The organism is Kitasatospora sp. NBC_01539, from assembly GCF_045040525.1.
Classification (GTDB): Bacteria; Actinomycetota; Actinomycetes; order Streptomycetales; family Streptomycetaceae; genus Kitasatospora.
In genome coordinates this window covers 8,633,179-8,658,434 of the sequence record NZ_CP109390.1, presented here as the reverse complement: position 1 = coordinate 8,658,434, position 25,256 = coordinate 8,633,179, and the positions used below count along the sequence as shown (strand labels likewise).

Here is a 25,256-nt window from a genome sequence, read left to right as displayed (position 1 = left end):
GTGGCCGGGCGCGCGGCCCGGCCGGGGCCCGGTCCCGGAACCCCACTCTCACCTACCCCGTGCGCGCGCACGCATGCGGCGCACGGGACGGCCGTGCCGTGACGGCACCAGCGGGACGGACGGGCCCGGCACCGGCTCCGCCCCGGCACGGCACCGCAGCCCGGCGCTCACCCGGACGGGGACACCACTCCCGTGCGCCCTTCCTGCTCCCCCTCACTCTCCGTCACCGTTGCTCCCAGGCGGGGGACCGCTCGGACACAAACCGATCCCCCGCATTCCCTCACACGGGGTACATCCATCGGAAACTGATCTGGCATCAGATTCGTTTATCACCATGAGCATGTACACCGGCCGGTCGGCGGAGGGAGGGCACCGGTGCGAACGCACGGCACCATCAGGGCCCTGCTGTCCGCACTGCTCGGCGCCGTCCTGCTGTTCGCGGGCGCCGAGGCCTCGGACGCGCTGAAACCCCGTCAGGCCGTCCAGTCGGCAGGCGTCGTCGCACCCGCCGAACGGTCCGACGACGAGAAGGACCTGCCCACCGGGCTCTCCCAGCGGCACGGGCCGCACGCCACCGCACGCCCCCTCCCCGGCACGGCCGCCGCCCTGCGGCCCGCCCGTCCCGACCACACCGCCGCCGCGCCCGGCCGGTCGCCGTGCCCGCCGCCGGCCGGCTCCGCCGGGGCCCCGACCTACCCGTCGAGACCCACCGGCGGCGCCACCGCCTCCGTGTTCCAGGTCTTCCGCTGCTGAGCTGACCCGGGCCCGCCCGGCACCCCGGCAGGCGGTGCGCCCGCGCACCGCCCCGGGTCCACCGCCCCTGCGCGCCGCACCACGCCGGCGCCCGGCCGCCGCGGCACACCCCCCGCAGCCCAGCACCGCCGCCCGCCCTCCGGCGGAACGGCGCACAAGACCCCTGGTCCACCGTCCGCCCCCGCGCGCACCGCGCCGGGGCCATGGAGGTATGCCCCGATGGATCCCTTGAGGGACCGCGCCCGGTCGTTCCGCGACCGCGCCGCCCGCGACGGCCGCGAGTTCGCCGGACTCGCCGCCGGCCAGCAGCCGCAGGCACTCTTCGTCACCTGCTCCGACTCACGCGTCGTGCCGTCGCTCATCACCGGCGCCGACCCCGGCGACCTGTTCGAACTCCGCACCGCCGGCAACATCGTGCCGCCGTACCGGGCCGACCGGCCGAGCGGCGAGGCCGCCACCGTCGAGTACGCCGTCGAGGTGCTCGAGGTCCGCGACATCGTCGTGTGCGGCCACTCCCACTGCGGCGCGGTCGGCGCCCTCGTCCGCGGCGACGACCTCAGCGCCGTGCCCGCCGTCCGCGACTGGCTCGCGCACAGCGACCCGGCGGCCCTCGCACCGGCCCCCTCCGACGTCTTCGACCCCACCGTCGCCGGACCGGTGCAGCGCCACGTGCTCGCCCAGCTCGACCGCCTCCGCGGCTACCCCGGCATCGCCCGGCGCACCGCCCAGGGCCGACTGCGCCTGCACGCCTGGTTCTACGAGGTCCACACCGGACTCGTCCTGGCCCACCGACCCGGCCCCGATGCCTTCCTCCCGCTCTGAGCGGCCCTCCAGCCGGCCGTTCCACGACCGACCCCAAGAGGACCTGATGTTCCGTAGAACCCCCTCCGTCCCCGCACTGCGGGCGGACTTCGCCGCCTCCCTCGTCGTCTTCCTCGTCGCCCTGCCGCTCTGCGTCGGCGTGGCCGTCGCCTCCGGCGTGCCCGCCGAACTCGGCCTCGTCACCGGCATCGTCGGCGGCCTCCTCACCGGCATGCTGCCCGGCAGCAGCCTCCAGGTGTCCGGCCCCGCCGCCGGACTCACGGTGCTCGTGTACGAGGCCGTCACCGAGTACGGCCTGCCCGCACTCGGCGTCATCGTGCTCGCCGCCGGCCTGCTCCAGCTGCTGATGGGCGCACTGCGCCTCGGCCGCCTCTTCCGCGCCATCTCCGTCTCCGTGGTGCAGGGCATGCTCGCCGGCATCGGCCTCGTCCTCGTCGCCGGACAGCTCTACGCGGCAGCCGGGGCGAAGGCGCCCGGCAACGGGCCCGCCAACATCGCCGGACTGCCCGGCCTGGTCGCCGACACCGCCGGATCCGCCGCCGGCCGGGCCTCGCTCGCCGTCGGCGCCGGCACCGTCGCCGTGCTCGTGCTGTGGAAGAGACTGCCCGCCCGCGTCCGCGTCGTACCCGCGCAGCTCGCCGCGGTGGCGCTGGCGACCCTCGCCGTCGCCACGCTCGACCTCCCGGTCGGCCGGGTCGAGGTGAGGGGCCTGCTCGGCGTCGTCCAGCCGCCGGGCACCTCGGCCTTCGACGTGCTCACCGAGGTCGGCGCCCTGGCCACCGTCGTCGCGTTCACCCTCATCGCCTCCGCGGAGAGCCTCTTCAGCGCGGCGGCCGTCGACCGGCTGCACGACGGCAGGCGCACCGACTACGACCGGGAACTCATCGCCCAGGGCGCCGGGAACACCGTGTGCGGGCTCCTCGGCGCCCTGCCCATGACCGCCGTCATCGTCCGCAGCGCCGCGAACGTACAGGCCGGCGCCCGTACGAAGGCCTCCCGGGTGATGCACGGCGGGTGGCTGCTCCTCTTCGCGGCCCTGCTCCCGGCCGCGCTGGGCGTCATCCCGCTCGCGGCGCTGGCCGGCGTGCTGGTGCACGCGGGCACCAAGCTGCTGCCGGTGAGCACCCTCCGGCCGCTGTGGCGGTCGCACCGCGGCGAAGCGGTCGTCCTGGTGGCGACCGCGGTGGCCATTGTGGTGACCAACATGTTCGAGGGCGTACTGATCGGCCTGCTGCTCGCCGTGCTGAAGACCGCGTGGGAGACCTCCTCCGTGCACCTGGAGGTCGACGACCGGCCCGGCGGCGCCGTCCGGGTGATGATCTCGGGCAACGCCACCTTCCTCCGGCTGCCCCGCATCCTCGACACCCTGGAGGCCCTCCCCCGCGACCGCGCCATCGAACTCGACCTGGCCGCACTGCGCCACCTCGACCACGCCTGCCGGACGGCCCTGCAGGACTGGGCCGGACGGCACAACACGAAGGGCACCGACCCCGTGCACGCCCCGGCGCTGCACTGAGCCACCACCGCCGTCCCCGCCTGCCTGGCCCCGTCCGGCGGCGCGGCAGGCGGGGACGGCCGCCGCTCACGGCGGGTGACCGCCGTGAGCGGCCCGGGCCGTCGGGGTTCCGGCCCGTCGGGGTTCCGGCCCGGCGCTGCCTCCGGAGGCTGCGGCTACGACCGATCGCCGTCGGACGGGCCCGGCCCGACGATCACGACATCAAGGGTGCGCGGGCCGTGCACGCCCTCGACGCGGTCGAGTTCGATGTCGCTGGTGGCGGACGGTCCGGAGATCCAGGTCTGCGGTCGGGCCGGGTCCAGCAACGGCAGGGCCTGGGGAAGGGAGGCGACCACCTGGTCGGCACGGACCACGCAGACGTGGTGGTCGGGCACCAGGGTCAGCAGGCGACGGCCCTGGGCGGGCCCCGCGTCGAGGACGATCGTGCCGGTCTCGGCGACGGCGAGCGCGCAACCGGTCACCACACTGTCCACGGTGTCGAGGCGGCGGGGCGTCAGGGCGCCGTCGTCGTGGAGCTGTTCGACCCCGGCGGCCCCGGCGAGCCAGTGCGACGGCAGACCGGCCGGCACCGCGAGGGTACGGGTGCCGCGGTCCGCGAACAGGCGGGCGAGGACGGCGGGCAACGCGTCGTCCGTGGTGCGGTGGAGGTGCGCGCGGTAGTCGGTGAGGTTCTCCGCGAGCAGGTCCAGGAGGGCAGGCCCGTCGGGGGTGTGGGCGGTGCGGTAGGTGCGCTCGATGCCGCCGGACCTGTCCTGCTCCCGGTCGGGGACGTCGGTGAGGGCGGTGCGGATGCGGGCGAGGATCTGCTCGCGGGAGCTCATCGGTCCACCTCGGGAGTGCGGTTCTTCTTCCACCAGTCGCGGAAGGGCTCGGCGGGCAGCTGCGGCAGGTCGCGGGTGTCGGTCCAGGCCTTCGCCGGGCCCGGCAGCGGCAGCTTCCCGGGGTGCAGGGCGCGGGTCTTCGCGGCGACGCGTTCGGCGGCGCCGAACGCGGCGGGGTGGTCCAGCAGCCAGGTCGCGGCCTTCATCGCGGCCCGCTCCACACGGTGGCCGGAGCTCTGTTCGACAACCTGTTCGCGCAGGTGCACCAGCACCTCGGGAATGTCGATCGCCACCGGGCACACCTCGTAGCACGCCCCGCACAGCGTGGACGCGAACGGCAGCGAAGCGTCCACCTCGGAGGCCAGGCCCCGCAACTGCGGGCTGAGGATCGCCCCGATCGGCCCCGGATAGGGCGAGCCGTACGCGTGACCACCCGCCCGCTCGTAGACCGGGCACACGTTCAAGCACGCCGAGCAGCGGATGCAGCGCAGCGCCTGCCGCCCGACCTCGTCCGCGAGCGTGGCCGTGCGGCCGTTGTCCAGCAGCACCAGGTGGAACTCTGCGGGGCCGTCGCCGTCGGTGGTGCCCGTCCAGGTCGAGGTGTAGGGGTTCATCCGCTCCGCGGTCGAGGAGCGCGGCAGGAGTTGCAGGAACACCTCCAGGTCACGCCAGGTCGGGATGACCTTCTCGATGCCGACCACCGAGATCAGCGTCTCCGGGAGGGTCAGACACATCCGGCCGTTGCCCTCGGACTCCACCACCACCAGCGTGCCGGTCTCGGCGATGAGGAAGTTCGCGCCGGAGACCGCGACCTTCGCCCGCAGGAACTTCTCCCGCAGATGCAGCCGCGCCGCCTCCGCCAGATCCGCCGGACGGTCGCTCAGCCCCTCCGGCGCAGGCCGGCCCCAGCGGCCCATCGCCTCGGTGAAGATGTCCCGGATCTCCCCGCGGTTGCGGTGGATCGCAGGCACCAGGATGTGCGAGGGCAGATCGTCCCCCAGCTGCACGATCAGCTCCGCGAGGTCGGTCTCGTAGGCGGTGATGCCCTCCGCGGCCAGCGCCTCGTTCAACCCGATCTCCTGCGTCGCCATCGACTTGACCTTCACCACCTCCCGCTCGCCCTTCGCCTTCACCAGACCGGCCACGATCCGGTTGGCCTCCGCCGCATCCGCCGCCCAGTGCACGATGCCGCCGGCCGCCTGCACCGCCGCCTCCGCCTGCAGCAGATACTCGTCCAGGCGGGCCAGCGTGCGGTCCTTGATGTCCTTGCCCGCCTGCCGCAGCTGCGCCCAGTCGTCGAGTTCACCGACCGCCACGGCCCGCTTGTCACGGATCGTCCGCGTCGCCCGGGTCAGATTCGCCCGCAACCGCTCGTTCTTCGTGGAGACCCTGGCAGCCTCAGGAAAAGCGGGCATGCCCAGGTAGGTGCCACTCATGCGAACAACTCCCCTTCGGTGGAAGCAAGGATCTCCGCGAGGTGCACCGCACGGACCGGCGCGCCCTGCCGGCGCAGGGTGCCACCGACGTGCAGCAGGCAGGAGTTGTCCGCCCCGCACAACACCTCCGCACCAGTGGCGAGCGCGTTGCGAACCTTGTCCGCACCCATCGCCGCAGACACATCCGGATTCTTCACCGCGAACGTGCCACCGAACCCGCAGCACTCCTGCGCACCCGGCAACTCCCGCAACTCCAGCCCCTTCACCGCCTCCAGCAACCTGCGCGGCCGCTCCCCCAGCCCCAGCACCCGCAACCCGTGACAGGACGGGTGGTACGTCACCGTGTGCGGGAAGTACGCCCCCACATCGACCACGCCGAGCACGTCCACCAGGAACTCCGTCAGCTCGAACACCCGCGGCACCAAGACATCAGCCACCGAGGCGAGTTCACTCCCCCGGCCCTCCGCCGCCGCCTTCGCCCCGATCCGCGGATAGTTCTCCCGCACCATCGCCGCACACGAGCCCGACGGCGTCACCACGAAGTCGTAGCCCGCGAACGCCTCACCCATCCGGCGCACCAGCGGCTCCGTCCCCCGCCGGTACCCGGTGTTGAACTGCGGCTGCCCGCAACACGTCTGCGCAGCCGGGAAGTCCACCTCCACCCCCAGCCGCTCCAGCAACGCCACCACCGCCCTGCCCGTACCCGGGAAGAGGGCATCGTTGACACAGGTGACGAACAACGCGACACGCATCGCAGCTCCCTCGGACGGCGATCGGGTACGGCGGCCGCCGGATCGGGCCGCCGGGTCGGGCCGCCGACCACGGCCTGCGGCTCCGCCCCTGCGTCCCGTCGCCGGGCCACCGGCCGGAGTGTAGCCGCGCGGTCGCCGACGGACGGCCGCCAACGCGCCCGCGGCTCTGGCCGCTTCGGGCGGTTCGGGCGGTTCCGGGGGCGGCCGGTCGACGGCGGTCGGCGCCACCACCCACACGCCACCGGTCCTGACCCGCCGCTCGGCAACACGACGGTCCGGATCGGTACTCACGTATCGGCCGCAGGCTCCCTCCCCTCGTGTCCGCAGGGATCCCCTGGACGTGCGTGCCGATCCGTCGATGGCTGTCACCACGCTTATGTAATATTCGAAGCCAGACTTCAGTCATTACTCGGAGGGGTGTCCGGATGATGGAGCTCATGCGCTCGTGGGTCGACGGATGGACGGTCTCGCGGCGGGCACCGAAGCCGGTGGACGAGCCGTGGGGGCTGAGCATCCAGGTCGGACTGCCGACCCAGGCGGTCCGTCACGTCCTGCTCGACGCCGATGTCGAGACTGCCCGCGGGCTCGTCGACGCGATCACCGAACCGGCCACCTGGATCAAGGCCTTCCTGGAACCGGACGTCATGGAGCCGTGGTTCTCGCCCGCGTGGGAACCGACCGATCCCGGCTTCCTGATGGCCGTCGACCTGCGCCCGTCCGTCACGCGCGCGCCCGACGGCTACACGGCCACCGCCGAGACCGCCGACGATGTCGTCAGCGTGCGCATCCTGACCGCCGACGGCGCACTCGCCGCGCGCGGCCGGATCGGCCTGACGGGTGCCGCCTGCGTCTTCGACCAGATCGTCACCGAGGAGGCCCACCGGCGCCGCGGCCTCGGGACGGTGGTGATGGGCGCACTCACCGACGCGGCCGTCCGGCACGGCGCCGCCACCGGCATCCTGGGCGCGACCGTCCAGGGCCGGGCGCTCTACGAAACGCTCGGCTGGAAGGTCCACGCGCCGCTGACCGGCTTCGTCCACCGGCCCGCCGCCATCCCCTGAACCGCCACCCCCTGAACCGCAACCCACGGCGCGGCCGCCACGAACGGCCGCCTCCCGGGGCGACGCCGGACGGCACCCCACCCCGTGGAACCGTGGCAGGCCGCCACCCGCACCGCCCGCGGCCGTCCGAACAGGATCCAACAGATTGGTACAGACCATTGACGCCGGTTCGGGACCGTCCCTAGCGTCGGGGCACACGCATGCCGCTGCACGGGGGAGATCCAGCGATGAACCGCACCGTTCTGTCGACCGCCGCATCCGCGGGGGCCGTCCTCCTTCTCGCCGGGTGCGGGTCGTCGGGGGCGCCCTCGGCGGCGCCGGCTCCGACCGCCGCGACCTACGGCTGCCTGACGCCCGGACAGGCGAAGGCCGGCTCGTTCGACCTGCGCACCCAGGACGTCACGGTCGGGGCCTACTTCCGGGACTCCGACGCCGGGAACGCCACGGTCGGCGTGGTCTTCGCGCCGCAGGCCGGCGGGTCGCTCTGCGACTGGTCCCCGCACTACGCCGCGTTCACCGCGGCGGGCTACGCCGTGCTCGGCTACATGGTGAGCGGCGGCGGACCGGCCGACGTCCGCGCCGCGATCGGGCACCTGAAGACCAAGGGCGTCACCAGGGTCGCCCTGGTCGGGGCCTCGAAGGGCGCCAGCGCCTCGCTGGAGGTCGCGGCCGGGCCCGCCACCAGCCCGCTGCCGGTCGCCGCCGTGGTGTCGCTCAGCTCGCCGCTGGGACACCCGGGCGAGTCGAACGCCGAACACGCGGTGGCCGCCTCCACGGTGCCGACCCTCTTCGCGGTGGAGGCCCGGGACGGCCGGTACCCCGAGTTCACGCAGCAGTTGCACACGGCCGCCGTCGCCCGGGTGAAGGAGCTGAAGGTCTACCCCGGCGCGAACCACGGGGCGGCCGTGCTGACGGACGGGGCGCTGCCGGACGTGCAGGCGTTCCTCGGCCGGAACGCACCGGCCGCGGGCTGATCCCCCGGCCCGCCGACGCGCACCCCGCCGCCCGTGCCACCGCGACACCGCGACACCCGCATCCGGGCGGAACGGCGGTGGCGCGGCGGTGCGGCGGCGGGGGTCAGCCGGCGCGGCGGGCGCCGGGCTCGTGCGCGTACCAGCGGGCGCCGCCGTTGAAGCGGTAGGAGAAGCCGGAGTCGAAGGAACCGGGCTGGCCGGGGGCGGTGCGGAAGGCGACCAGACCCTCGGTGGCCGCGGTCAGTTCGACCCTGGTGCCGGCCGGGACGGCCCCGGGCAGTGTGCCGGCGACGGCGGCCTGCACGGTGAAGCCCTCGTCGAGGGCGACGACGTACGGCATCGGCTCGCCGCTGCCGCGGCGGGACAGCGGCAGCAGGCGGCGGACGGTGCCGGCACCGGCACTGCGCTCCTCGACGAGGTCGGTGCTGCCGCAGGCGGGGCAGAGCATCCGGACCGGTGCGGCCGCGGAGCGGCACCACTGGCAGCGCAGGAAGTGCAGGGCGGGCCCGCGGTCACCGTCGGCCTGGGCGTCGGCGGACGCGCCGTCGACGGTGACGACGGAACCGTGGGGGACGGCAGTGGCGACGGGGTTCATGGCGGCTCCTCCCGCTCCGGGCCGGGGCGTACGGCGACGGTGCCGCGCCCGGCCGACCTGAGGCCGCCAGCGTATGGCACCGAGTGTCAGCGCGTAAAGGCACTGAGTGCCGATATCTGGCGCCGCCGGCCGGTCAGGCCTCCAGCGCGCTCTCGACGCCCTGGACGACCCGCCACATCGGCGTGCCGCGGCGGGCGACGACGACCACGACCTCCTCCTCCCGCACCGGCGCCTGCGCCGGACCGGGACCGTCGCCGAAGGTCTTCGCGGCGTAGCCGAGCGCGCTGTCGACGGCCTCCTCCACGTCGCCCTCCCCGCCGGAGCGCAGCCAGGTGCGGAGCGCGTGGTTGTGGGCCGCGACGACCGCGGCAGCGATCACGTCCGCCCGCAGCGCGCCGTCGGCGCGCACCGCGAACCGGGCCCGCAGGTGGTCGGCGAGGGCCCGCTCGTAGCGCCACACCACGGAGAGCTCGTACGCCCGGAGGCCGGGCACCTGCCGGGTGAGGCGGTAGCGCTGGACGGAGAAGGCCGGGTTGGCGGCGTACGTGCGGAGCACCAGCCGGGTGGCGTCGCACACCTGCTCCACCGGGTCTCCGGTGTCGTCCGCGTCCTCCAGGTACGCCGTCATCGCGGCGAGCCCGCCCTCGTGGTCGGGGAAGACCACGTCCTCCTTCGACGGGAAGTGCCGGAAGAAGGAGCGCCGACCGACACCGGCGAGCGTGACGATGTCGTCGACGGTGGTCTGCTCGAAGCCCCGCTCGCCGAACAGCCGGAAAGCAGCCGCGACGAGGGCCTCGCGCATCGCCGGACGCTCGGCGGCCGCGGCCTGGCCGCGCCCCCGTTTCTGCAGGTCGCTCATGGCTGGGACGGTAGCACCGCACGCCGCGCCACTCACGCACCGGACGGCACTCCACACACGTCAGGGATGGCACTCCGTGCCGTCGGAGTGCCATCCCTGGCACCCGGACCTCGAAACGCCGGGCGCCCTCGTCATGCCGGGCGCCCTCGTCATGCCGGACACGCCGGTCGGTCCGGGCACTCGGGGGCGTCCGGCGGCCCCACACCCGGACCGGATCCCCCCGTCTCCGACCTCCACACTTCTTCGGACAATCGAATCGATTGTCGAAACAATCGAAATGGTCGTCATTTGTTGCCGAGGCGCATGATCCGACCTACAGTCGTGCCACATCCCGGCCCCGACGTGAGGCACCTCCCATGGACCGAGCACGCCTGCAGCACCTCCTCGCCCGTGAGAGCGCCGAGGCCGAGCGCCGCAACCCCCGGTCGAAGGCGGCCTTCGACCGCGCCGACCACCTCTTCGGGCGTGTGCCGATGACCTGGATGAACAAGGCCGCAGGTGCGTTCCCCCGCTACCTCGCCACCGCGCACGGCGCCCGCATCACCGACATCGACGGCCACGAGTACATCGACTTCTGCCTCGGCGACACCGGCGCCATGGCCGGCCACTCCCCGGAGCCCGTCGCCGCGGCCGTGCACCGGCGTTTCGCCGAACAGGGCGGCGCGACCGCGATGATGCCGACCGAGGACGCCGAGTGGGTCGGCGCCGAACTCACCCGGCGCTTCGGCCTCTCGCACTGGAGCTTCTCGCTCACCGCGACCGACGCCAACCGGTGGGCGATCCGGCTGGCCCGGGCCGTCACCGGACGTTCCAAGATCCTCGTCAACAGCTACAGCTACCACGGCAGTGTCGACGAGTCGCTCATCGTGGTCGGCCCCGACGGGCAGGGCATGTCGCGGCCCGGCAACGTCGGGGCGCCCTGCGACGTCACGCTCACCAGCCGGGTCGCCGAGTTCAACGACCTGGAGCAGTTGGAGCGGGAGCTCGCCCACGGCGACGTGGCGGCCGTGCTGATGGAGCCCGCCCTCACCAACATCGGCATCGTGTTGCCCGAGCCCGGCTACCTCGCAGGGGTCCGCGAGCTCACCCGGCGCCACGGCGTGCTGCTCGTCAACGACGAGACGCACACCTTCTCCGCCGGGCCCGGCGGCTGCACCGCCACCTGGGACCTCCAGCCCGACATCCTGACGATCGGCAAGGCGATCGGCGGCGGCATCCCCGCGGGCGCGTACGGGCTCTCCGCGGAGCTGTCGGACCGGCTGCTCGGCCGCAACGACCTCGACCTCGTCGACATGGGCGGTGTCGGCGGCACGCTGGCCGGCAACGCACTCTCCGTCGCCGCGATGCGGGCCACCCTGGAGCACGTCCTCACCGACGACGCCTTCGCCGGCATGGCGAAGCTCGCCGAGCGCTTCGAGGCCGGCGTGCAGCGGGCCGTCGACGCGCACGGGCTGCCGTGGTCGGTCAGCCGGCTCGGCGCACGCGTCGAGTACCGCTTCGCCTCCCCGGCGCCGCGCACCGGCGGCGCGTCCGCGGCGGCGGCCGACACCGAGCTGGAGGACTACCTGCACCTCCACCTCGCCAACCGGGGCATCCTGCTGACCCCGTTCCACAACATGGCCCTGATGTGCCCGGCGACCACCGAGGAGGACGTCGACGCGCACACCGACGTCTTCTCCGTGGCCCTCGCCCAGCTGGCCGCCTGACGCCGCCCGAGCCCGCCCGGCCCGGCGCCCGGCCCCGAATGCCGCGGCCGGCCCGCGGACGGCCCCCGCCCCGCACCGTCGGCCCCGAGTAGTCTTCGGGGCTGACAGCAGGGCGGGGGCCGTCGGCACGGAGCCGGGGCGGCGGGACCGAGGAGCACACGTGGACGACATCGACCGGGCGATCCTGCGCGAGCTGCAGACCGACGGCCGGATCGCGTACGCCGATCTCGGCCCGAAGGTCGGCCTGTCGGCATCGGCCGCCCGCCAGCGGCTCCAGCGCCTGCTCGACGCCAAGGCCGTCCAGGTCGTCGGGGTGACCGACCCGATGGCGATGGGCGGGCAGGCCATGGCGATGCTCGGCATCGGCGTGGACGGCGACCCGCGCGGTGTCGCCGACGCGCTCGCCCACCACGGCGAGGTCGTCTACTCGGTGCTCACCTCCGGCGGCTTCGACCTCTTCGCCGAGGTCGTCTGCCCCGGGCCGCGCGAACTCCTCGACTTCGTCAACGACGTCGTCCGGCCGATCGAGGGGATCCGGCTGGTCCAGTCGTTCCCGTACTTCGGCATCCACACGCACCGCTTCTTCTGGGAGGTCGGCTGACAGCCCGCCGGGGCCGGCGCGTCCGCCCGCCGGCCGGCCCCGCGGCGCACGGCCCGCGACCCGCGTCCGTCGCGGCCGTCCGGAGCACGGCCACCGTCGGAGGCCCGACGAGCGCCCGGTGCCCGACGTCCGACGGGCGGGCGGCAACCTTCGGGCGGGCGGCGGCGACCAGCACGTGTCAGTCCTCACCGAAGGAGACGTCACGTGCCCGCCCCTGCCTCCGCCCGGCCGTCAGGCCCGCGCCCCGCACCCGGCTCACGCGCGGCCGTGCCCCCGCACGCCCCGGGCCGGTGCGAGGCCCCGGCCCCGCCGGTCCGTGCAGCCCTTCGCCCGCGGTCCGCGGGCTGATGGCCGCGGACGTGCTGCCGGCGTCCGGCCGGGTCCGGGGCCGGAGGGCGGCCGGATTCCACGGCGCCGCCGCGACGGGCACGCACCCGGCTCCGCGTGATGCGGCGGTCCGCGCGGTTGGTACGCTGCCGCCTTCCCATCGGGATGAGAACGCTAACATCGGATCGAGAGGGCTCGCCCCGTACATGATCGTCGACGAGGCGTCCGCGGAGTTCCACGACTTCTTCGAACGCCACCACGCCGAACTCGCGCGCTTCGCCCACCTCGTGACGGGCGAGGCGGACGCCGCCGACGACCTTGCGGCGGACGCGATGGTCGCGCTCTGGCACCGGTGGGACCGCGTGCGCGGCGCCGACCATCCGGTGGCGTACGCCCGCGGGGTGGTCGCCAACATGGCGCGCAGCCGGATCCGCAGCCGGGTCAGGGAGCGCCGCCGGGTGCTGCTGTTCTGGTCCGAGCGGTCGGAACGGACGGACGGGCCCGACGTGGCCGCGGTGGTGGACGTCCAGTCGGCGCTGGCGCGGCTGCCGTTCCGCAAGCGTGCCTGCGTCGTGCTGCGGCACGCCTTCGACCTGTCGGAGAAGGAGACGGCGCTCGCCCTGGGCGTCTCGGTCGGCACGGTCAAGAGTCAGACCTCCAAGGGCATGGCCGAACTGCAACGGCTGCTCGGCAGCCGCGCCGCCGGTGAACTGGCGGGGAGGAAGCGGTGATGGACGATCTGCACGGCCGACTGCGGGAAGCCGCGGAGGCCCACCGCCCGGACCGGGAGCGGATGCTCGCCCGGGTCGAGCGCGGCATGGAACGCCCCGCCGACCGGCGGGCGGGCCGCCACCGGGAGCGCACCCGCCTGCTGGGATGGCCGAAGGTGGTGCTCGCCGCGGTGGCGGCGGCCGGCGCGATGGCGGCGGGCGGCCTGGCCGTGGCCGCGATCGCGCAGCGCCCGGACCCGAAGCCGGTGCCGACGATGACGGCGAGTCCCTCGGTGTCGGCCGCCCCGAGCCCGTCGGCGGCCGTGGTGCCGCCGTCCCCGGGGCCGAGCGCGTCGCCGACCCGGAGCCCGTCCGCCCGGCCGTCGGTGAGCGCGTCGCCCACCCACCGCCCGGCCGCCCGGCCGGCCGGGAGCCACACCGAGGACGGCCCGTTGTGGGCCGACGGCTCCGTCGACCCGCACAGCACCGACGCGTGGGCGCAGAGCAACGTCACGCTCAGGACGCGCGACCCGCTGACCGCGCTGACCCTGGAACTGCACGTGGCGAGGACCCCCGGGGCGAAGGACGCGGGGCACTGGCAGACCCTGCCGACCGCCGACTTCACGACGACCGTGCGGGTCGAGGACGGCGACCTGGTCTACCGCTGGACGCTCAGGGCCGGACGGACGGTCCCCGCCGGGGAGCACGTCTTCGCCGGGCAGTACGACCACGCGACCGGCGGCCGCGACGCGGAGGACGACTGGTACCGCGCGGACACCGGCGGGGCGGCGGGCACCGCCTCGGTGTGGGGGGACTTCGCGCGCACCGACTGAGCGGCGGCCCGGACGGGAGCAGCGACGGCCCCGACGTGAGCGGTGGTGGGCCGCGGCGGGCCGGGTGGTTGGTGCACCCGCCCGCGCCACCCCCGCAGGTGTCCGACGGCACGCCCCAGGTTTATGCACCCAGTTGCAAAGAAGGCCCGGGACGGTCTACAAAGGGCTGGTCACGAGCGACCGAGGAGACCCCGGATGACCGCGTACCCCCACCTGCTGCGCCCGCTGGACCTCGGCTTCACCACGCTGCCGAACCGGGTGATCATGGGCTCGATGCACGTCGGCCTGGAGGAGGCCCCCGACGGCTTCGAGCGGATGGCGGAGTTCTACGCCGAACGCGCCCGCGGCGGCGTCGGCCTGATCGTCACCGGCGGCATCGCCCCCAACGAGGAGGGCCGCCCCTGGGAGGGCGGGTCGATGCTCACCACCGAGGAGGAGGCCGCCCGGCACCGGCCGGTCACCGACGCCGTGCACGCCGCCGGCGGTCGCATCGCGATGCAGATCCTGCACTTCGGCCGGTACGCGTACCACGCCGGGCTCGTCGCACCGAGCCCGCTGCAGGCACCCATCAGCCCCTTCGTGCCGAACGAGCTGACCGACGAGCAGGTCGAGCGCACCGTCGAGGACTTCGTGCGCTGTGCGGCGCTCGCCCGCAGCGCGGGCTACGACGGCGTCGAGATCATGGGCTCGGAGGGCTACCTGATCAACGAGTTCGTCGCCGCGCCGACCAACCGCCGCACCGACCGCTGGGGCGGCACGTACGAGAACCGCATGCGCTTCCCCGTCGAGATCGTCCGCCGGGTGCGGGAGCGGGTCGGGCCCGACTTCGTGCTGATCTACCGGCTCTCCATGCTCGACCTCGTCCCCGGCGGGTCCACCCTGCCGGAGGTCGTACGGCTCGCGCAGGCCGTCGAGGAGGCCGGCGCCACCATCATCAACACCGGCATCGGCTGGCACGAGGCGCGGATCCCCACCATCGCCACCTCGGTGCCGCGGGGCGCCTACACCTGGGTCACGAAGAAGCTGATGGGCTCGGTGGGCATCCCGCTGGTGACCAGCAACCGCATCAACACCCCCGAGCTCGCCGAGCAGCTGCTCGCGGACGGCCACGCCGACCTCGTCTCGATGGCCCGCCCGCTGCTCGCGGATCCGGCCTTCGTCGCCAAGGCCGCGGCGGGCACGCCGGAGGCCGTCAACACCTGCATCGGCTGCAACCAGGCGTGCCTCGACCACACCTTCAGCCTCAGGATCACCTCCTGCCTGGTCAACCCGCGCGCCTGCCACGAGACGGAGCTGGTGCTCGCCCCGACCCGGCTGCGCAAGCGGATCGGCGTCGTCGGCGCCGGCCCCGCGGGCCTGGCCTTCGCGGTGTCGGCGGCCGAGCGCGGCCACGCCGTCACGCTGTACGACGCGGCCGACACGATCGGCGGCCAGCTGAACGTCGCCCGGCGCATCCCCGGCAAGCAGGAGTTCGACGAGACGATCCGGTACTACCGCCACCAGTTGGAGGCGCACGGCGTCGACGTCCGCCTCTCCACCACGGTCACCGCCGACGACCTGGCCGACGCCGGGCACGACGAGATCGTCGTCGCCACCGGCGTCACCCCGCGCGTGCCCGACATCCCGGGCATCGACCACCCCAGCGTCGTCGGCTACCTGGACGTGCTGCGCGACGAGGTGCCCGTCGGCCGCCGGGTCGCCGTGATCGGGGCGGGCGGCATCGGCTTCGACGTCGCCGAGTACCTCACCGACCCGGGCACCGGACCGGACCGCGACCCCGCGGTGTTCTTCGCCCAGTGGGGCGTCGACACCGCCCACACCACGCCGGGCGGTCTCACCGCGCCCGTCCGGACGCCGGCGCCGCGCACCGTGCACCTGCTGCAGCGCAAGGCCGGCAAGGTCGGCGCCGGCCTCGGCAAGACGACCGGCTGGATCCACCGCACCGAGCTGAAGCACCGCGGCGTCACCATGACCGCGGGCGCGGCCTACGACCTCGTCGACGACGCCGGCCTGCACCTCACCCTCGACGGCGAGAAGCAGGTGCTGCCGGTCGACACCGTCGTGCTCTGCACCGGCCAGGAGCCCCGCCGCGACCTGTACGACGCGCTCCGCGCGCGCGGCCTCGCGCCGCACCTGATCGGCGGCGCCGACGTCGCGGCCGAGCTCGACGCCAAGCGCGCCATCGACCAGGGCACCCGCCTGGCCGCCGCGATCTGACCGCCCGGTGCCGGCGGACCCGGCGGTGGCGCGCGCGGCGCCGCCCGGTCGCGGCCGTCGGTTGATCCGGTCGGGTGGTGGCGGACCACCCTGAAGCGTCGAGGCCCGGCCGCGGCCCGGACGCTTGCTACCGTCACCATTCCTGCACATGTCCGCGCACACCGGCTGCCGTACCGGGCTGCACCGCTCCTGGGAAGGGAGTCAGGCATGACCGAGCCGTCCGGGGAGGCGCGTCCGCCGCGTACGTGGGACCGGCGGGGGTTCCTCCGGTCGGCCACGCTGGCCACCGCCGCGCCGATCCTCACCACCGCGGCCGGGCTGGCGGCCGCCGCTCCGCTCCCCCCGGCCGCGGCGGCCGCCGGCCCGCCCGGCGCGGTCGCCCGGCTGATGGCGGTGGCCGACCAGGGGCGCGACCTGACGTGGCTCAGGTCGGCGCTGCAGATCGCCGTGGAACTCGAACTCGCCACCATCCCGCCCTACCTGTGCGCCTGGTGGTCCGTCAGGGACCGGACGAGCGAGGCGGCCACCCTCATCGCCGACATCGTGCACGACGAGATGTTCCACATGGGCCTGGCGTGCAACATGCTCGCGGCCGTCGGCGGCACGCCCCGCATCTACGACGCCGTTCCCGCCTACCCGTCCGGGCTGCCGGGCGGTGTCCGCGAAGGCCTCACGGTGTACCTCGGCGGGCTGACCCGCCCGTACGTGCAGGACGTGCTCATGGGGATCGAGACCCCCGAGTCACCGCTCGTCCGCGCGGGTGCCGCGCCCACCATCGGCGCCTTCTACACCGCCCTGCTGGAGGTGTTCCAGGGCCTCGCCCCCGTGCTCTCCCCGGACCGCCAGCTCGGCACCCGGATCGGCTCGAACACGCTGCGCCCGGTGCTCGGCCCGGCCGACGTCGAGGAGGCGATCGACACCATCAAGGAGCAGGGCGAGGGCAGTTCGGTCTCCCCCGAACCGCCGCACGGCGGTCACGGGGCGCCGTCGCACTACTACGCGTTCGGCGAGATCTTCCACGGCGCCCGCATCCGGGAGGCGGGCGGCCGCTTCGAGTACACCGGGGACGTGCTGCCCTTCCCGGAGGCCCGTCCGATGGGCACGGTGCCCGCCGGCGGCTGGCCCGACCCCTCCCCCGAGGTCCGGCGGCTGCTCGGCCGGTTCGACGCCACCTTCTCCCGGGCGCTCCGGGCGCTGCAGTCGGCCTGGACGCGCGGCAGCGCCCGCGCCCTGTCGGCGGCCGTCGAGGAGATGCGCGCACTGGAGGGGCCGGCCGTCCGCCTGATGGAGATCCCGCTGCCCGACGGCAGCGGCCTCACCTACGGGCCGCAGTTCCGCCCGATCACCTGAGGGCGGGGCGGGCGCCGACCTCCAGGTCGAGCAGCCACCGCTTGCGGTCGAGCCCGCCGGCGTAGCCGGTCAGCGAGCCGTCCGCGCCGATCACCCGGTGGCAGGGACGCACGACGAGCAGCGGGTTGGCGCCGATCGCCGCACCCAGGGCCCGGACCGCCGCCCGCGGGATGCCCGCCCGCTCGGCGAGCCCGCCGTAGGTGGTGGTCGTGCCGTACGGGAGGGCGTCCAGCGCCTGCCACACCCGGCGCTGGAAGTCGGTGCCCGTGGCGGTGTGCTCCAGGTCGAAGGAGTCCGCCGAGCCGGAGAAGTACGCGCGGAGCTGCCGGGCGATGCCGTCGAACCGCTCCGGCGCGTGCCGCCAGCCGTCACGCACCAGGGCCGCGTTGCGCTGCCCGGTCATGGACACCGAGGCGAGTGCGATGCCGCCCGGCGCGGTGGCGGACTCCTCGCCCACCAGCAGGAGGTCGCCCAGCGGGCTGTCCACGGCGGTGTACACGGTCACGGTCTTCTCCTCGGTCCTTCGCCCACGTCGTTCACCCGCCAGTCTCCCCTGCCCGCGCCGGCGGCTCCGGCGGGAATCGGACACCGCGCTGCCGCCCCGCCGGGCCGCCCGCCCCCGGCGCGATCAGGTCGGCGACCGCCGCGACCGGCGGCCACGACCACTGGCCGGTCCGCGCCAGCAGCAGGCTGCGGCGGGTGCCCGCGAGCGGGTCGACCGGGCGGAAGGCGACGTCCGTCCGGTCGCGTTCGATCCCGGACTCCGCCAGGAGCGCGACGCCGAGACCCGCCCCGACCAAGCTGTTGACCAGGTGCAGGCTGTCCATGCGGTGCACGATCCGCGGGGTGAACCCGGCGACGGCACAGACCCGGTGCACGAGCTCGTCGTCGTCGCTGCCGCGGGAGTTGGCGATCCAGCCGACGTCCGCGAAGCCGCGCAGGTCGGCGAGGGCCGCCGGCCGACCCGAGTCCGGCGAGCCCGCCGGCACCGCGAGGTAGAGCGGCTGCTCCGCGAAGAGCCGGGCGTCCAGTTCCTCGGGCACGGCCCGCGGCACCAGGCTGTACTCGTAGACCACGCCCAGGTCGACGGCCCCGGCCCGCAGCAGCTCGACGGTGTGCTCGGGCTCGTGCTCGTGGAGTTCGAGGGAGACCCGCGGGTGCAGCGTGCGGAGCCGGGCCAGCGCCGGCAGCACGACCGGCTCGACGGCGGTGAAGAAGCTCGCGAGGCGCACCCGCCCGACCGGTTCGGTGCCCCCGCGCAGCTCGGCCCGCACCGCCTCCACCGAGGCGAGGACCCCGACGGCGTGCTCGGCGAGCCGCTCGCCCGCGGGCGTCAGCCGCACCCGGCGGCCGACCGGGCGCAGCAGCCGCACGCCCATCTCCTGCTCCAGCACGGCGAGGTGCTTGGAGACGGCGGAGGTGCCGTAGCCGGTGCTCGCGGCGACGGCGGCCATCGTGCCGAGCCGGTGGAGTTCGGTGAGCAGGCGGAGCCGCCCGAGGTCGGGCAGCCGGGACGGCCCGTCGCCGGTCGCCGGGTCGGGCAGGCGGGACGGCCCGTCCGCGGTCATCGGGTCGGTCTGTCGGTGGTCATCCCGGGATCATCCACCATCGGTGGACGGTCGGTCCACCGATGGCCCGTGGACGGAAACGGGTGCGGGCCGGTCCAATGGCCGGGTGACCTCCACCGCCGCACCGGCCCCGGCCGCCCCTCCCGTCCTTCCCGTCCCTGCGCCACCGTCCTTGCCGACGTCCACGCCGACCGGCGTGCCCGCGCCCGGTCGGCGCCGGGTGCCCGGGGCGGTGCTGCTGCTCGTCTCCATGGCGGTGCTGCACACCGGCAGTGCGCTCGCCACCGAGCTGTTCCGGTCGCTCGGCCCGGCGGGCACGACCTGGCTGCGGCTGACGTTCGCCGCCGCGGTCCTGCTCGCGTTCACCGGGCGCTCGCTGGGCCGTACGCTGCGGGCCGCATCCCGGCGGGACGTGCTGGCCACGGTGCTGCTGGGCGCGGTGAGCGCGGGCATGATGCTGCTCTTCTCGGAGGCCGCGGCGCGACTGCCGCTCGGCACCGCGACCGCGCTGGAGTTCCTCGGGCCGCTGGCCGTGGCCGTGGCGGCGTCGAAACGGCGGGCGGAACTCGGCTGGCTCGCTCTGGCGGCGGGCGGGGTGCTGCTCCTCACCTCGCCGTGGACGGGCACCGCGGGCCTGGCGGGCGTGCTGTTCGGGCTCGGCGCCGGCGCCTGCTGGGCGCTGTACGTGCTCGGCACGGCGCACGTGGGCAGCAGGTTCTCCGCCGCGCACGGACTGGCGATGTCGCTGACGGTGGCCACGCTGGTCGCGGCGCCGTTCGGCGTGCCGGGGGTCGTCGGCCACCTCACGTGGGGTGCGGTGGCCGCGGTGGCGGGGATCGCGGTGCTGATGCCGCTGGTGCCGTTCCTGCTGGAGATGCGGGCGCTGCAGCGGCTGGGCGCGACGGCGTACGGCACCCTGGCCGGCCTCGAACCGGCGGTGAGCCTGCTGGCGGGCGTGGTGCTGGTCGCGCAGACCCCGACAGTGGTGCAGGTGGCCGGGACGGCCCTGGTGGTGGCCGCGGGCATCGGCGCGGCCCGCCGGGAGGACGGGGGCTGAGTCGGCGCCCTCGACGGGCCGGGACGCACAGCCAAACTGTACAGCCAAACTGGACAGATGCGGCTGAAGAGATCTACGGTGGGCGGCATGAACGGCATCGACCACGGCAGCGGAAGGACCCCCCCGACCGAGGCGGCGGCGGGCGACGGACGGAGCGCCGACGGACGGAGCCCGGCGGCACGGCCGTGACCGGACTCGCCACCGCCGGCCCCGGCCGGCGCACCCGCGCCGCGGGCTTCGACCGGCGGCTGCTCGCACCGATGATGCTCGGCTCGGTGCTCAACCCGATCAACTCCTCGATGCTCGCCGTCGCCCTCGTCCCCATCGGCCACGCCTTCGGCGCACCGCCCTCGCAGACCGCCTGGCTCGTCACCGGCCTCTACCTCGCGACCGCCGTCGGCCAGCCCGTCATCGGCCGGCTCGTCGACGCGTACGGCCCGCGCCCGCTCTACCTCACCGGCACCGCCCTGGTCGGCGTCGCCGGACTCACCGGCGTGCTGGCCCCGAACCTGTGGGTGCTGGTGCTCTCCCGGGTGCTGCTGGGCTTCGGCACCTCCGCCGCCTACCCGGCCTCCATGCACCTGCTGCGCAGCGAGTCCGACCGCACCGGCGCCGACAGCCCCGCCGGGGTGCTCGCCGCACTCTCGATCGCCAACCAGGTCGTCGCCGTCGTCGGCCCCACCCTCGGCGGGCTGCTGATCGGCGCAGGCGGCTGGCACCTGATCTTCGCGATCAACGTGCCGCTCTCCGCGGCCTGCCTCGTACTCGGCGCCCGCCGACTGCCCCGGCGGGCCACCCGGACGGTCCGCCCCGACAGCACCGACAGCCACGGCGGGTCCGGCGGCGTCGACGTCACCGGCATGCTGCTCTTCGCCGCCGCCCTCACCGCCCTCATGGTGTTCCTGATGGAGCCGCAGGCCGCCCACCGGCCGCTGCTCCTGGTCGGCGCCGCGGCCGGCACCGGCTTCACCGCCCGCGAGCTCCGCACCGCCCGCCCGTTCGTCGACCTGCGGGTGCTGAGCGGCAACCCACCACTGCTCGCGACGTACGGCCGCCAGTTCCTCGCCTACACCACCTCGTACGCCTTCCTCTACGGCTACACCCAGTGGCTGGAGGAGGGCAGGTCGCTCGGTGCCTCCACCGCCGGGCTCGTCCTGCTGCCCATGTCGGCGGGCGCGATCGCCGTCACCGCGGCCACCGGCCGCCGGGCCGGCGTCCGCGGCAAGCTCCTCGTGGGCGGGCTCGCGCAGCTCGCCGCGTGCGGTCTGCTCCTGCTGCTCGGCCCGGGCAGCCCGGTCTGGCTGCTCGTGGCACTCGGCGCGCTCGTCGGCATCCCGCAGGGCCTCAACGGCCTCGCCAACCAGAACGCCCTCTACGCCCAGGCCGACCCGGCCCGGATGGGCTCCTCCGCCGGCCTGCTCCGCACCTTCATGTACCTCGGCGCGCTCGGCGCCTCCGCGGCCACCGCCGCGTTCTACGGGCAGGGCGCCGACACCGGCGGCCTGCACCACCTCGCCGTGCTGCTGCTCGGGGTCTCCGCGCTCTTCCTCGCGACCACCCTCGCGGACCGCTCGCTCGGCCGCGTCGGCAGCCTCGGCCGCCGGACCGGCTGAGCCGCCCCGCGCCCGTCCGCGGCTCCCCCGTCCCGCCCGTTCCCATCCTGCCCGTTACCGTCCCCCCGCCCGGCCGGTGCCGCGCCGGACGCCGGGCCCGACAGCACCGGCACCGGCACCGGAGCGGGGATGCCGAGCGGGTGTGTCAGGTGCCCGCCCCCGGCCGGTGCCACAGCCCGCGCCGGGCGAGCAACGGCAGCACGCCCTCCCCGACCCGGTACGCCTCCTCCAGGTGCGGGACACCGGAGAGCACGAACTCGTCGACGCCCAGGCGGTGGTACTCCTCGATCCGGTCGGCGACCTCCGTGTGGCTGCCGACCAGGGCCGTGCCCGCGCCACCGCGGACGAGGCCGATGCCGGCCCACAGGTTCGGGTACACCTCCAGCCTGTCGGTGGCCCCGCCGTGCAGCTCCCGCATCCGGCGCTGGCCCTCCGACTCGCTCTCCGCGAGGGCGCGCTGGGTCGTGCGGATGCGCTCCGGGTCCATCCCGGCGAGCAGCCGGGCCGCCTCCCCCCAGGCCTCCTCGGAGGTGTCGCGGGTGATGGTGTGCAGCCGGATCCCGAAGCGCGGGGTGCGGCCGTGCCGGGCGGCGAGGGTGCGGATCCGCTCGATCTTCTCCGCGACCTGCGGCGGCGGCTCGCCCCAGGTGAGGTAGACGTCGGCGTGGCGGGCCGCGACCTGTTCGGCCGCGGGCGACGACCCGCCGAAGTACACCTCCGGCACCGGGTCGGGCAGCCGGTTGAGCCGGGCCCCCTCGACCCGCAGGTGCGGGCCGTGGTGGTCGACGGTCTCCCCGCGCCAGAGGCGTCCGACGATGTCGAGGAACTCGCCCGTCCGGGCGTACCGGCCGTCCTTGTCGAGGAAGTCGCCGTACGCCCGCTGCTCGGCCGACTCGCCGCCGGTGACGACGTTGAGCAGCAGCCGTCCCCGGGACTGCTGCTGGTAGCTCGTCGCCATCTGCGCGGCCAGGGTCGGGCTGATCAGGCCGGGCCGGAACGCCACCAGGTAGCGGAGGCGTTCGGTCTGCTGCGTGAGCATCGCGGTGGTCAGCCAGGCGTCCTCGCACCAGGGACCGGTCGGGGTCAGCGCACCGGAGAACCCCGACTGCTCGGCGGCGCGCGCGATCTGGCCCAGGTAGGCGATGCTCGGCTGCCGGTCGGAACCGGCCTCGCCCGGGGTGGAGCCGTGGCCGCCGCCCACCACGTGGCGGCTGTCGCCCGTGGTGGGCAGGAACCAGTGGAAGGTCGCCGTCACCGTGCGGCCCGGCCTGCCGCCCCGGCGACGAACCCGCCGAAGGCGCCGTCGTGGTGGAGCAGCGGCGAGCCGCCGTCCGCGTCGGCGTCGAGCACCTCGCCGACGACCAGCAGGTGGTCGCCGACCTGCTGGAGGAGCACCGGCCGGGCGGTCAGCCGGGCGGCGACGCCGTCGAGGAGCGGGGTGCCGTGCGGGCCTGTCCGCCAGCCGGTGCCCGCGAAGCGGTCGATCCCGCTGGTGGCGAACCGCTGGGCCAGCGCCTCCTGTTCGCGGCTCAGCACGTGCACGGTGAACGCCTCCGCGGCACGGACGGCCGGGGCCGCCGAGGCGGTGCCGGCGAGGTAGAAGGAGACCAGGGCCGGTTCCAGGCTGACCGAGGTGAAGGAGGTCGCGGTGAATCCGGCCGGGCCTGGCACGGTGATGACGGTGACCCCGGCCGCGTGCCGGCGCAGGGTGCGGCGCAGCAGGTCGGCGCGCTCGGTGTCCTCCACCGGGCGTGCGCTGACGGGGCGTTCGTCGACGGCGGTCATGAGGTGGTTCCTTCCCAGGAGGAGGACGCGGTGAGCAGGTGGGGCAGCGTGGTGCGGTCGGCGCGGAGCCGTTCGAGCCACTGGACGATCTGTGCGGCGACGCTGCGGTGCGCGGCGTCGTTGAGCACGTCGTGCAACCCGTCGGTGACGAGCACGAGTTCGGCGCGCTTCAGGCGGGCGGCGAGTCGGCGGGCGGCCGCCGGCGGGGCGACCGGGTCGGCCAGGCCGTGCAGCACGAGGACCGGCAGGTCGGGGGTGGCGGCCTCGGCGGCGGCGGCGAGTTCGGCCGGTACGGGCACGCCGAGCCGGCCGGGGCGGAAGTCGGGGTCGGCGGCGAGCAGTCCGCGGTGCACCGGGCAGGCCGTCCGCGCGGTCAACTCGTCGTGCCAGACGGGACGTTCCTCGGCCGCACCGCCGGCGGGCAGGGTGGCCGGGGCTCCGACGAGCAGGACGCCGTCGGGGCGGGCGGCGCCCGCGGACGCCGCCAGGGCGAGCAGCGCCCCGGTGTCGGAGCCCGCGAGCACCACCGGGGCGCCGGCCTCGCGGGCGGTGTCGACCTGCTCGGCGAGGCGCGTGGCGTCGGCGAGCGCGCCGACGTCGGCGAACGCCTGCACGCGGTAGCCGTCGTACGCCAGGCGTCGGCCGAACCGGCCGTACACGCCCGGGTGTTCGCCGCGTCCGGGGAGCAGCAGCACGGTGCCGCGCACGACGACGCCCTCGGCGGGGTGCCAGGTGTCGGCGGACCGCAGGGCGGGGGCGGCGGTCACCGGGCACCGCCCGCGAGCGCGGCGGGACGTGCGGCGGCGGCGTCGCGGCGGGCGACCTCCTGCCGGACCAGCGGCAGCAGCTCGCGGCCGTAGTCGAGGGCGTCCTCCAGCGGGTCGTAGCCGCGGATGAGCAGGGTGGTGACGCCGAGGTCGACGTAGTCGAGCAGGGCCTGCGCCACGGTCTCCGGGGTGCCGACCAGGGCGGTGGAGTTGCCGGCCGCGCCGGTCGCGGCGGCGGGCGCCGTCCAGAGGGCGCGGTCGTGGAGGTCGCCCTTGGCCGCGGCGGCGAGCAGCCGCTGCGAGCCGACGTTCTGCGGTGCGGCGCCGGGACCGGTGGGGAGGATCGCGCGGCGCCCGCCGAAGGCGTCGGCCCGGCCGCGGATGGTTTCGAGGATGCGGTGCGCGCGCTCCCACGCCTCGTCCTCGGTGCGGCCGAGGATCGGGCGGAAGGAGACGCTGAAGCCCGGCGGGGTGGTGCGGCCCGCGGCCTCGGCGGCGGCCCGCACGCGGCCGATCTGCTCGGCGGTCTCGGCGAGCGGCTCGCCCCACAGCGCGAACGTGTCGGCGTGCTTGCCGCCGACGCGGTAGGCGGCCTCGGAGGAGCCGCCGAAGAAGAGCGGGATGCGCGGCTGCTGGAACGGCCGCACCTCGGAGCGGAAGTCGGCGAAGCGGTAGTAGGGGCCCTCGTGGTCGAAGGGCTTCTCCTCCGTCCACGCGCGGGTCAGCACGGTGAGGTAGTCGTCGGTGCGGGCGTACCGCTCGTCCTTGGTGAGGTAGTCGCCGTCGCGGCGCTGCTCGGCGTCGTGGCCGCCGGTGATGATGTGCACGGCCACCCGGCCGGCGGAGAACTGGTCGAGGGTGGCGAAGGTGCGGGCGGCGACGGTCGGGGAGATGAAGCCCGGCCGGTGCGCGATGAGCAGGCCGAGGCGCTCGGTGTGCGCGGCGGCGTAGGCGGCGACCTGGTTGGGGTCGGGGCTCGCGGAGGAGTGGGCGACGAGGATGCGGTCGAAGCCGGCCTCCTCGTGGGCCTGCGCGAAGCGGCGGGTGTAGTCGGCGTCGACGACGGGTCCGTGGGCCGCGCGGGTCTCGGAGACGTCGTGGGTGGAGATCATGCCGATGAATTCGACGGGCAC

Annotated in this window: 24 protein-coding genes; 13 read left to right on the top strand and 11 right to left on the bottom strand. The window is 75.1% G+C overall.

The genetic code is table 11. From position 1 onward, the window contains the following. Positions 1 to 375 precede the first annotated feature (375 nt). The 3 genes from OG335_RS37485 (at position 376) to OG335_RS37475 (ending at position 3,091) form a co-directional block, all read left to right on the top strand. A complete protein-coding gene (locus OG335_RS37485) occupies positions 376 to 753 on the top strand; it encodes a hypothetical protein (RefSeq protein ID WP_405009401.1) in 378 nt (125 codons plus the stop codon). A 219-nt stretch (positions 754 to 972) separates the two neighbouring features. Beyond that, positions 973 to 1,575 carry a carbonic anhydrase gene (locus tag OG335_RS37480; protein ID WP_405009402.1) on the top strand — a complete coding sequence of 201 codons (603 nt, stop codon included), beginning with the start codon at positions 973 to 975 and terminating at the stop codon, positions 1,573 to 1,575. 46 nt (positions 1,576 to 1,621) lie between these two features. Further along, a complete protein-coding gene (locus OG335_RS37475) occupies positions 1,622 to 3,091 on the top strand; it encodes a SulP family inorganic anion transporter (RefSeq protein WP_405009403.1) in 1,470 nt (489 codons plus the stop codon). A 155-nt stretch (positions 3,092 to 3,246) separates the two neighbouring features. On the opposite strand, the gene OG335_RS37470 is transcribed toward OG335_RS37475, so the two are convergent. The 3 genes from OG335_RS37470 to OG335_RS37460 are packed head-to-tail and all read right to left on the bottom strand — an operon-like array spanning position 3,247 to position 6,100. Then, positions 3,247 to 3,912, bottom strand: coding sequence for a lactate utilization protein C (locus OG335_RS37470; protein ID WP_405009404.1), 666 nt, complete (start codon positions 3,910 to 3,912; stop codon positions 3,247 to 3,249). Continuing rightward, complete coding sequence (locus OG335_RS37465; protein WP_405009405.1) at positions 3,909 to 5,348, bottom strand: lactate utilization protein B; 1,440 nt, start codon at positions 5,346 to 5,348, stop codon at positions 3,909 to 3,911. Before OG335_RS37465 ends, OG335_RS37470 begins: the two co-directional genes overlap by 4 nt. Then, positions 5,345 to 6,100, bottom strand: coding sequence for a (Fe-S)-binding protein (locus tag OG335_RS37460; RefSeq protein WP_405009406.1), 756 nt, complete (start codon positions 6,098 to 6,100; stop codon positions 5,345 to 5,347). The genes OG335_RS37465 and OG335_RS37460 overlap by 4 nt, the downstream gene beginning before the upstream one ends. A gap of 425 nt (positions 6,101 to 6,525) precedes the next feature. On the opposite strand from OG335_RS37460, the gene OG335_RS37455 reads away from it, so the two are divergent. Together OG335_RS37455 and OG335_RS37450 are read left to right on the top strand one after the other, a co-directional pair. After that, positions 6,526 to 7,161 (top strand): GNAT family N-acetyltransferase, encoded by a 636-nt coding sequence (locus OG335_RS37455; RefSeq protein WP_405009407.1) that lies wholly within the window; start codon positions 6,526 to 6,528, stop codon positions 7,159 to 7,161. Between the two features lie 227 nt (positions 7,162 to 7,388). Next, the gene (locus OG335_RS37450) at positions 7,389 to 8,135 is read left to right on the top strand and encodes an alpha/beta hydrolase family protein (RefSeq protein WP_405009408.1); all 747 of its coding nucleotides are present in this window, start codon (positions 7,389 to 7,391) and stop codon (positions 8,133 to 8,135) included. 103 nt (positions 8,136 to 8,238) lie between these two features. On the opposite strand, the gene OG335_RS37445 is transcribed toward OG335_RS37450, so the two are convergent. Together OG335_RS37445 and OG335_RS37440 are read right to left on the bottom strand one after the other, a co-directional pair. After that, positions 8,239 to 8,730, bottom strand: a complete 492-nt coding sequence (locus tag OG335_RS37445; RefSeq protein ID WP_405009409.1) for a Zn-ribbon domain-containing OB-fold protein — start codon at positions 8,728 to 8,730, stop codon at positions 8,239 to 8,241. Positions 8,731 to 8,863: 133 nt separating this feature from the next. Next, entirely contained in the window at positions 8,864 to 9,589 is a 726-nt protein-coding gene (locus tag OG335_RS37440) for a TetR family transcriptional regulator (RefSeq protein WP_405009410.1), read from the bottom strand. A gap of 356 nt (positions 9,590 to 9,945) precedes the next feature. Between OG335_RS37440 and OG335_RS37435 the strand changes: the two genes are divergently transcribed. The 6 genes from OG335_RS37435 (at position 9,946) to OG335_RS37410 (ending at position 17,333) form a co-directional block, all read left to right on the top strand. Continuing rightward, a complete protein-coding gene (locus OG335_RS37435) occupies positions 9,946 to 11,295 on the top strand; it encodes a transaminase (RefSeq protein WP_405009411.1) in 1,350 nt (449 codons plus the stop codon). Positions 11,296 to 11,455: 160 nt separating this feature from the next. Then, positions 11,456 to 11,896, top strand: coding sequence for an Lrp/AsnC family transcriptional regulator (locus OG335_RS37430; protein ID WP_405009412.1), 441 nt, complete (start codon positions 11,456 to 11,458; stop codon positions 11,894 to 11,896). Between the two features lie 533 nt (positions 11,897 to 12,429). Further along, positions 12,430 to 12,954, top strand: a complete 525-nt coding sequence (locus tag OG335_RS37425) for a SigE family RNA polymerase sigma factor (RefSeq protein WP_405009413.1) — start codon at positions 12,430 to 12,432, stop codon at positions 12,952 to 12,954. Continuing rightward, positions 12,954 to 13,766: a hypothetical protein gene (locus OG335_RS37420; protein WP_405009414.1), complete on the top strand. Its 813-nt coding sequence runs from the start codon at positions 12,954 to 12,956 to the stop codon at positions 13,764 to 13,766. The genes OG335_RS37425 and OG335_RS37420 overlap by 1 nt, the downstream gene beginning before the upstream one ends. Before the next feature lie 195 nt (positions 13,767 to 13,961). Further along, positions 13,962 to 15,983, top strand: a complete 2,022-nt coding sequence (locus tag OG335_RS37415; protein ID WP_405009415.1) for an FAD-dependent oxidoreductase — start codon at positions 13,962 to 13,964, stop codon at positions 15,981 to 15,983. A 207-nt stretch (positions 15,984 to 16,190) separates the two neighbouring features. Next, positions 16,191 to 17,333, top strand: a complete 1,143-nt coding sequence (locus OG335_RS37410) for a ferritin-like protein (protein ID WP_405009416.1) — start codon at positions 16,191 to 16,193, stop codon at positions 17,331 to 17,333. Here the strand turns inward: OG335_RS37410 and OG335_RS37405 are convergent. Together OG335_RS37405 and OG335_RS37400 are read right to left on the bottom strand one after the other, a co-directional pair. Then, positions 17,326 to 17,838 carry a methylated-DNA--[protein]-cysteine S-methyltransferase gene (locus OG335_RS37405; RefSeq protein WP_405009417.1) on the bottom strand — a complete coding sequence of 171 codons (513 nt, stop codon included), beginning with the start codon at positions 17,836 to 17,838 and terminating at the stop codon, positions 17,326 to 17,328. The genes OG335_RS37410 and OG335_RS37405 overlap by 8 nt on opposite strands. A gap of 31 nt (positions 17,839 to 17,869) precedes the next feature. Beyond that, on the bottom strand, positions 17,870 to 18,901 hold the full coding sequence (locus OG335_RS37400; RefSeq protein ID WP_405009418.1) for a LysR family transcriptional regulator: 1,032 nt from the start codon (positions 18,899 to 18,901) through the stop codon (positions 17,870 to 17,872). Between the two features lie 196 nt (positions 18,902 to 19,097). On the opposite strand from OG335_RS37400, the gene OG335_RS37395 reads away from it, so the two are divergent. Next, positions 19,098 to 19,958, top strand: coding sequence for an EamA family transporter (locus OG335_RS37395; protein WP_405009419.1), 861 nt, complete (start codon positions 19,098 to 19,100; stop codon positions 19,956 to 19,958). A gap of 260 nt (positions 19,959 to 20,218) precedes the next feature. After that, positions 20,219 to 21,571 carry an MFS transporter gene (locus OG335_RS37390; protein WP_405015294.1) on the top strand — a complete coding sequence of 451 codons (1,353 nt, stop codon included), beginning with the start codon at positions 20,219 to 20,221 and terminating at the stop codon, positions 21,569 to 21,571. A 145-nt stretch (positions 21,572 to 21,716) separates the two neighbouring features. On the opposite strand, the gene OG335_RS37385 is transcribed toward OG335_RS37390, so the two are convergent. Genes OG335_RS37385 through OG335_RS37370 form a run of 4 tightly spaced genes read right to left on the bottom strand, consistent with a single transcriptional unit; the run spans position 21,717 to position 25,256 of the window. Next, positions 21,717 to 22,826, bottom strand: a complete 1,110-nt coding sequence (locus OG335_RS37385; protein WP_405009420.1) for an LLM class flavin-dependent oxidoreductase — start codon at positions 22,824 to 22,826, stop codon at positions 21,717 to 21,719. Beyond that, positions 22,823 to 23,356 carry a flavin reductase family protein gene (locus OG335_RS37380; RefSeq protein ID WP_405009421.1) on the bottom strand — a complete coding sequence of 178 codons (534 nt, stop codon included), beginning with the start codon at positions 23,354 to 23,356 and terminating at the stop codon, positions 22,823 to 22,825. The genes OG335_RS37385 and OG335_RS37380 overlap by 4 nt, the downstream gene beginning before the upstream one ends. Next, entirely contained in the window at positions 23,353 to 24,123 is a 771-nt protein-coding gene (locus OG335_RS37375; RefSeq protein WP_405009422.1) for a serine aminopeptidase domain-containing protein, read from the bottom strand. Before OG335_RS37375 ends, OG335_RS37380 begins: the two co-directional genes overlap by 4 nt. Then, positions 24,120 to 25,256: an LLM class flavin-dependent oxidoreductase gene (locus OG335_RS37370; protein WP_405009423.1), complete on the bottom strand. Its 1,137-nt coding sequence runs from the start codon at positions 25,254 to 25,256 to the stop codon at positions 24,120 to 24,122. The genes OG335_RS37375 and OG335_RS37370 overlap by 4 nt, the downstream gene beginning before the upstream one ends.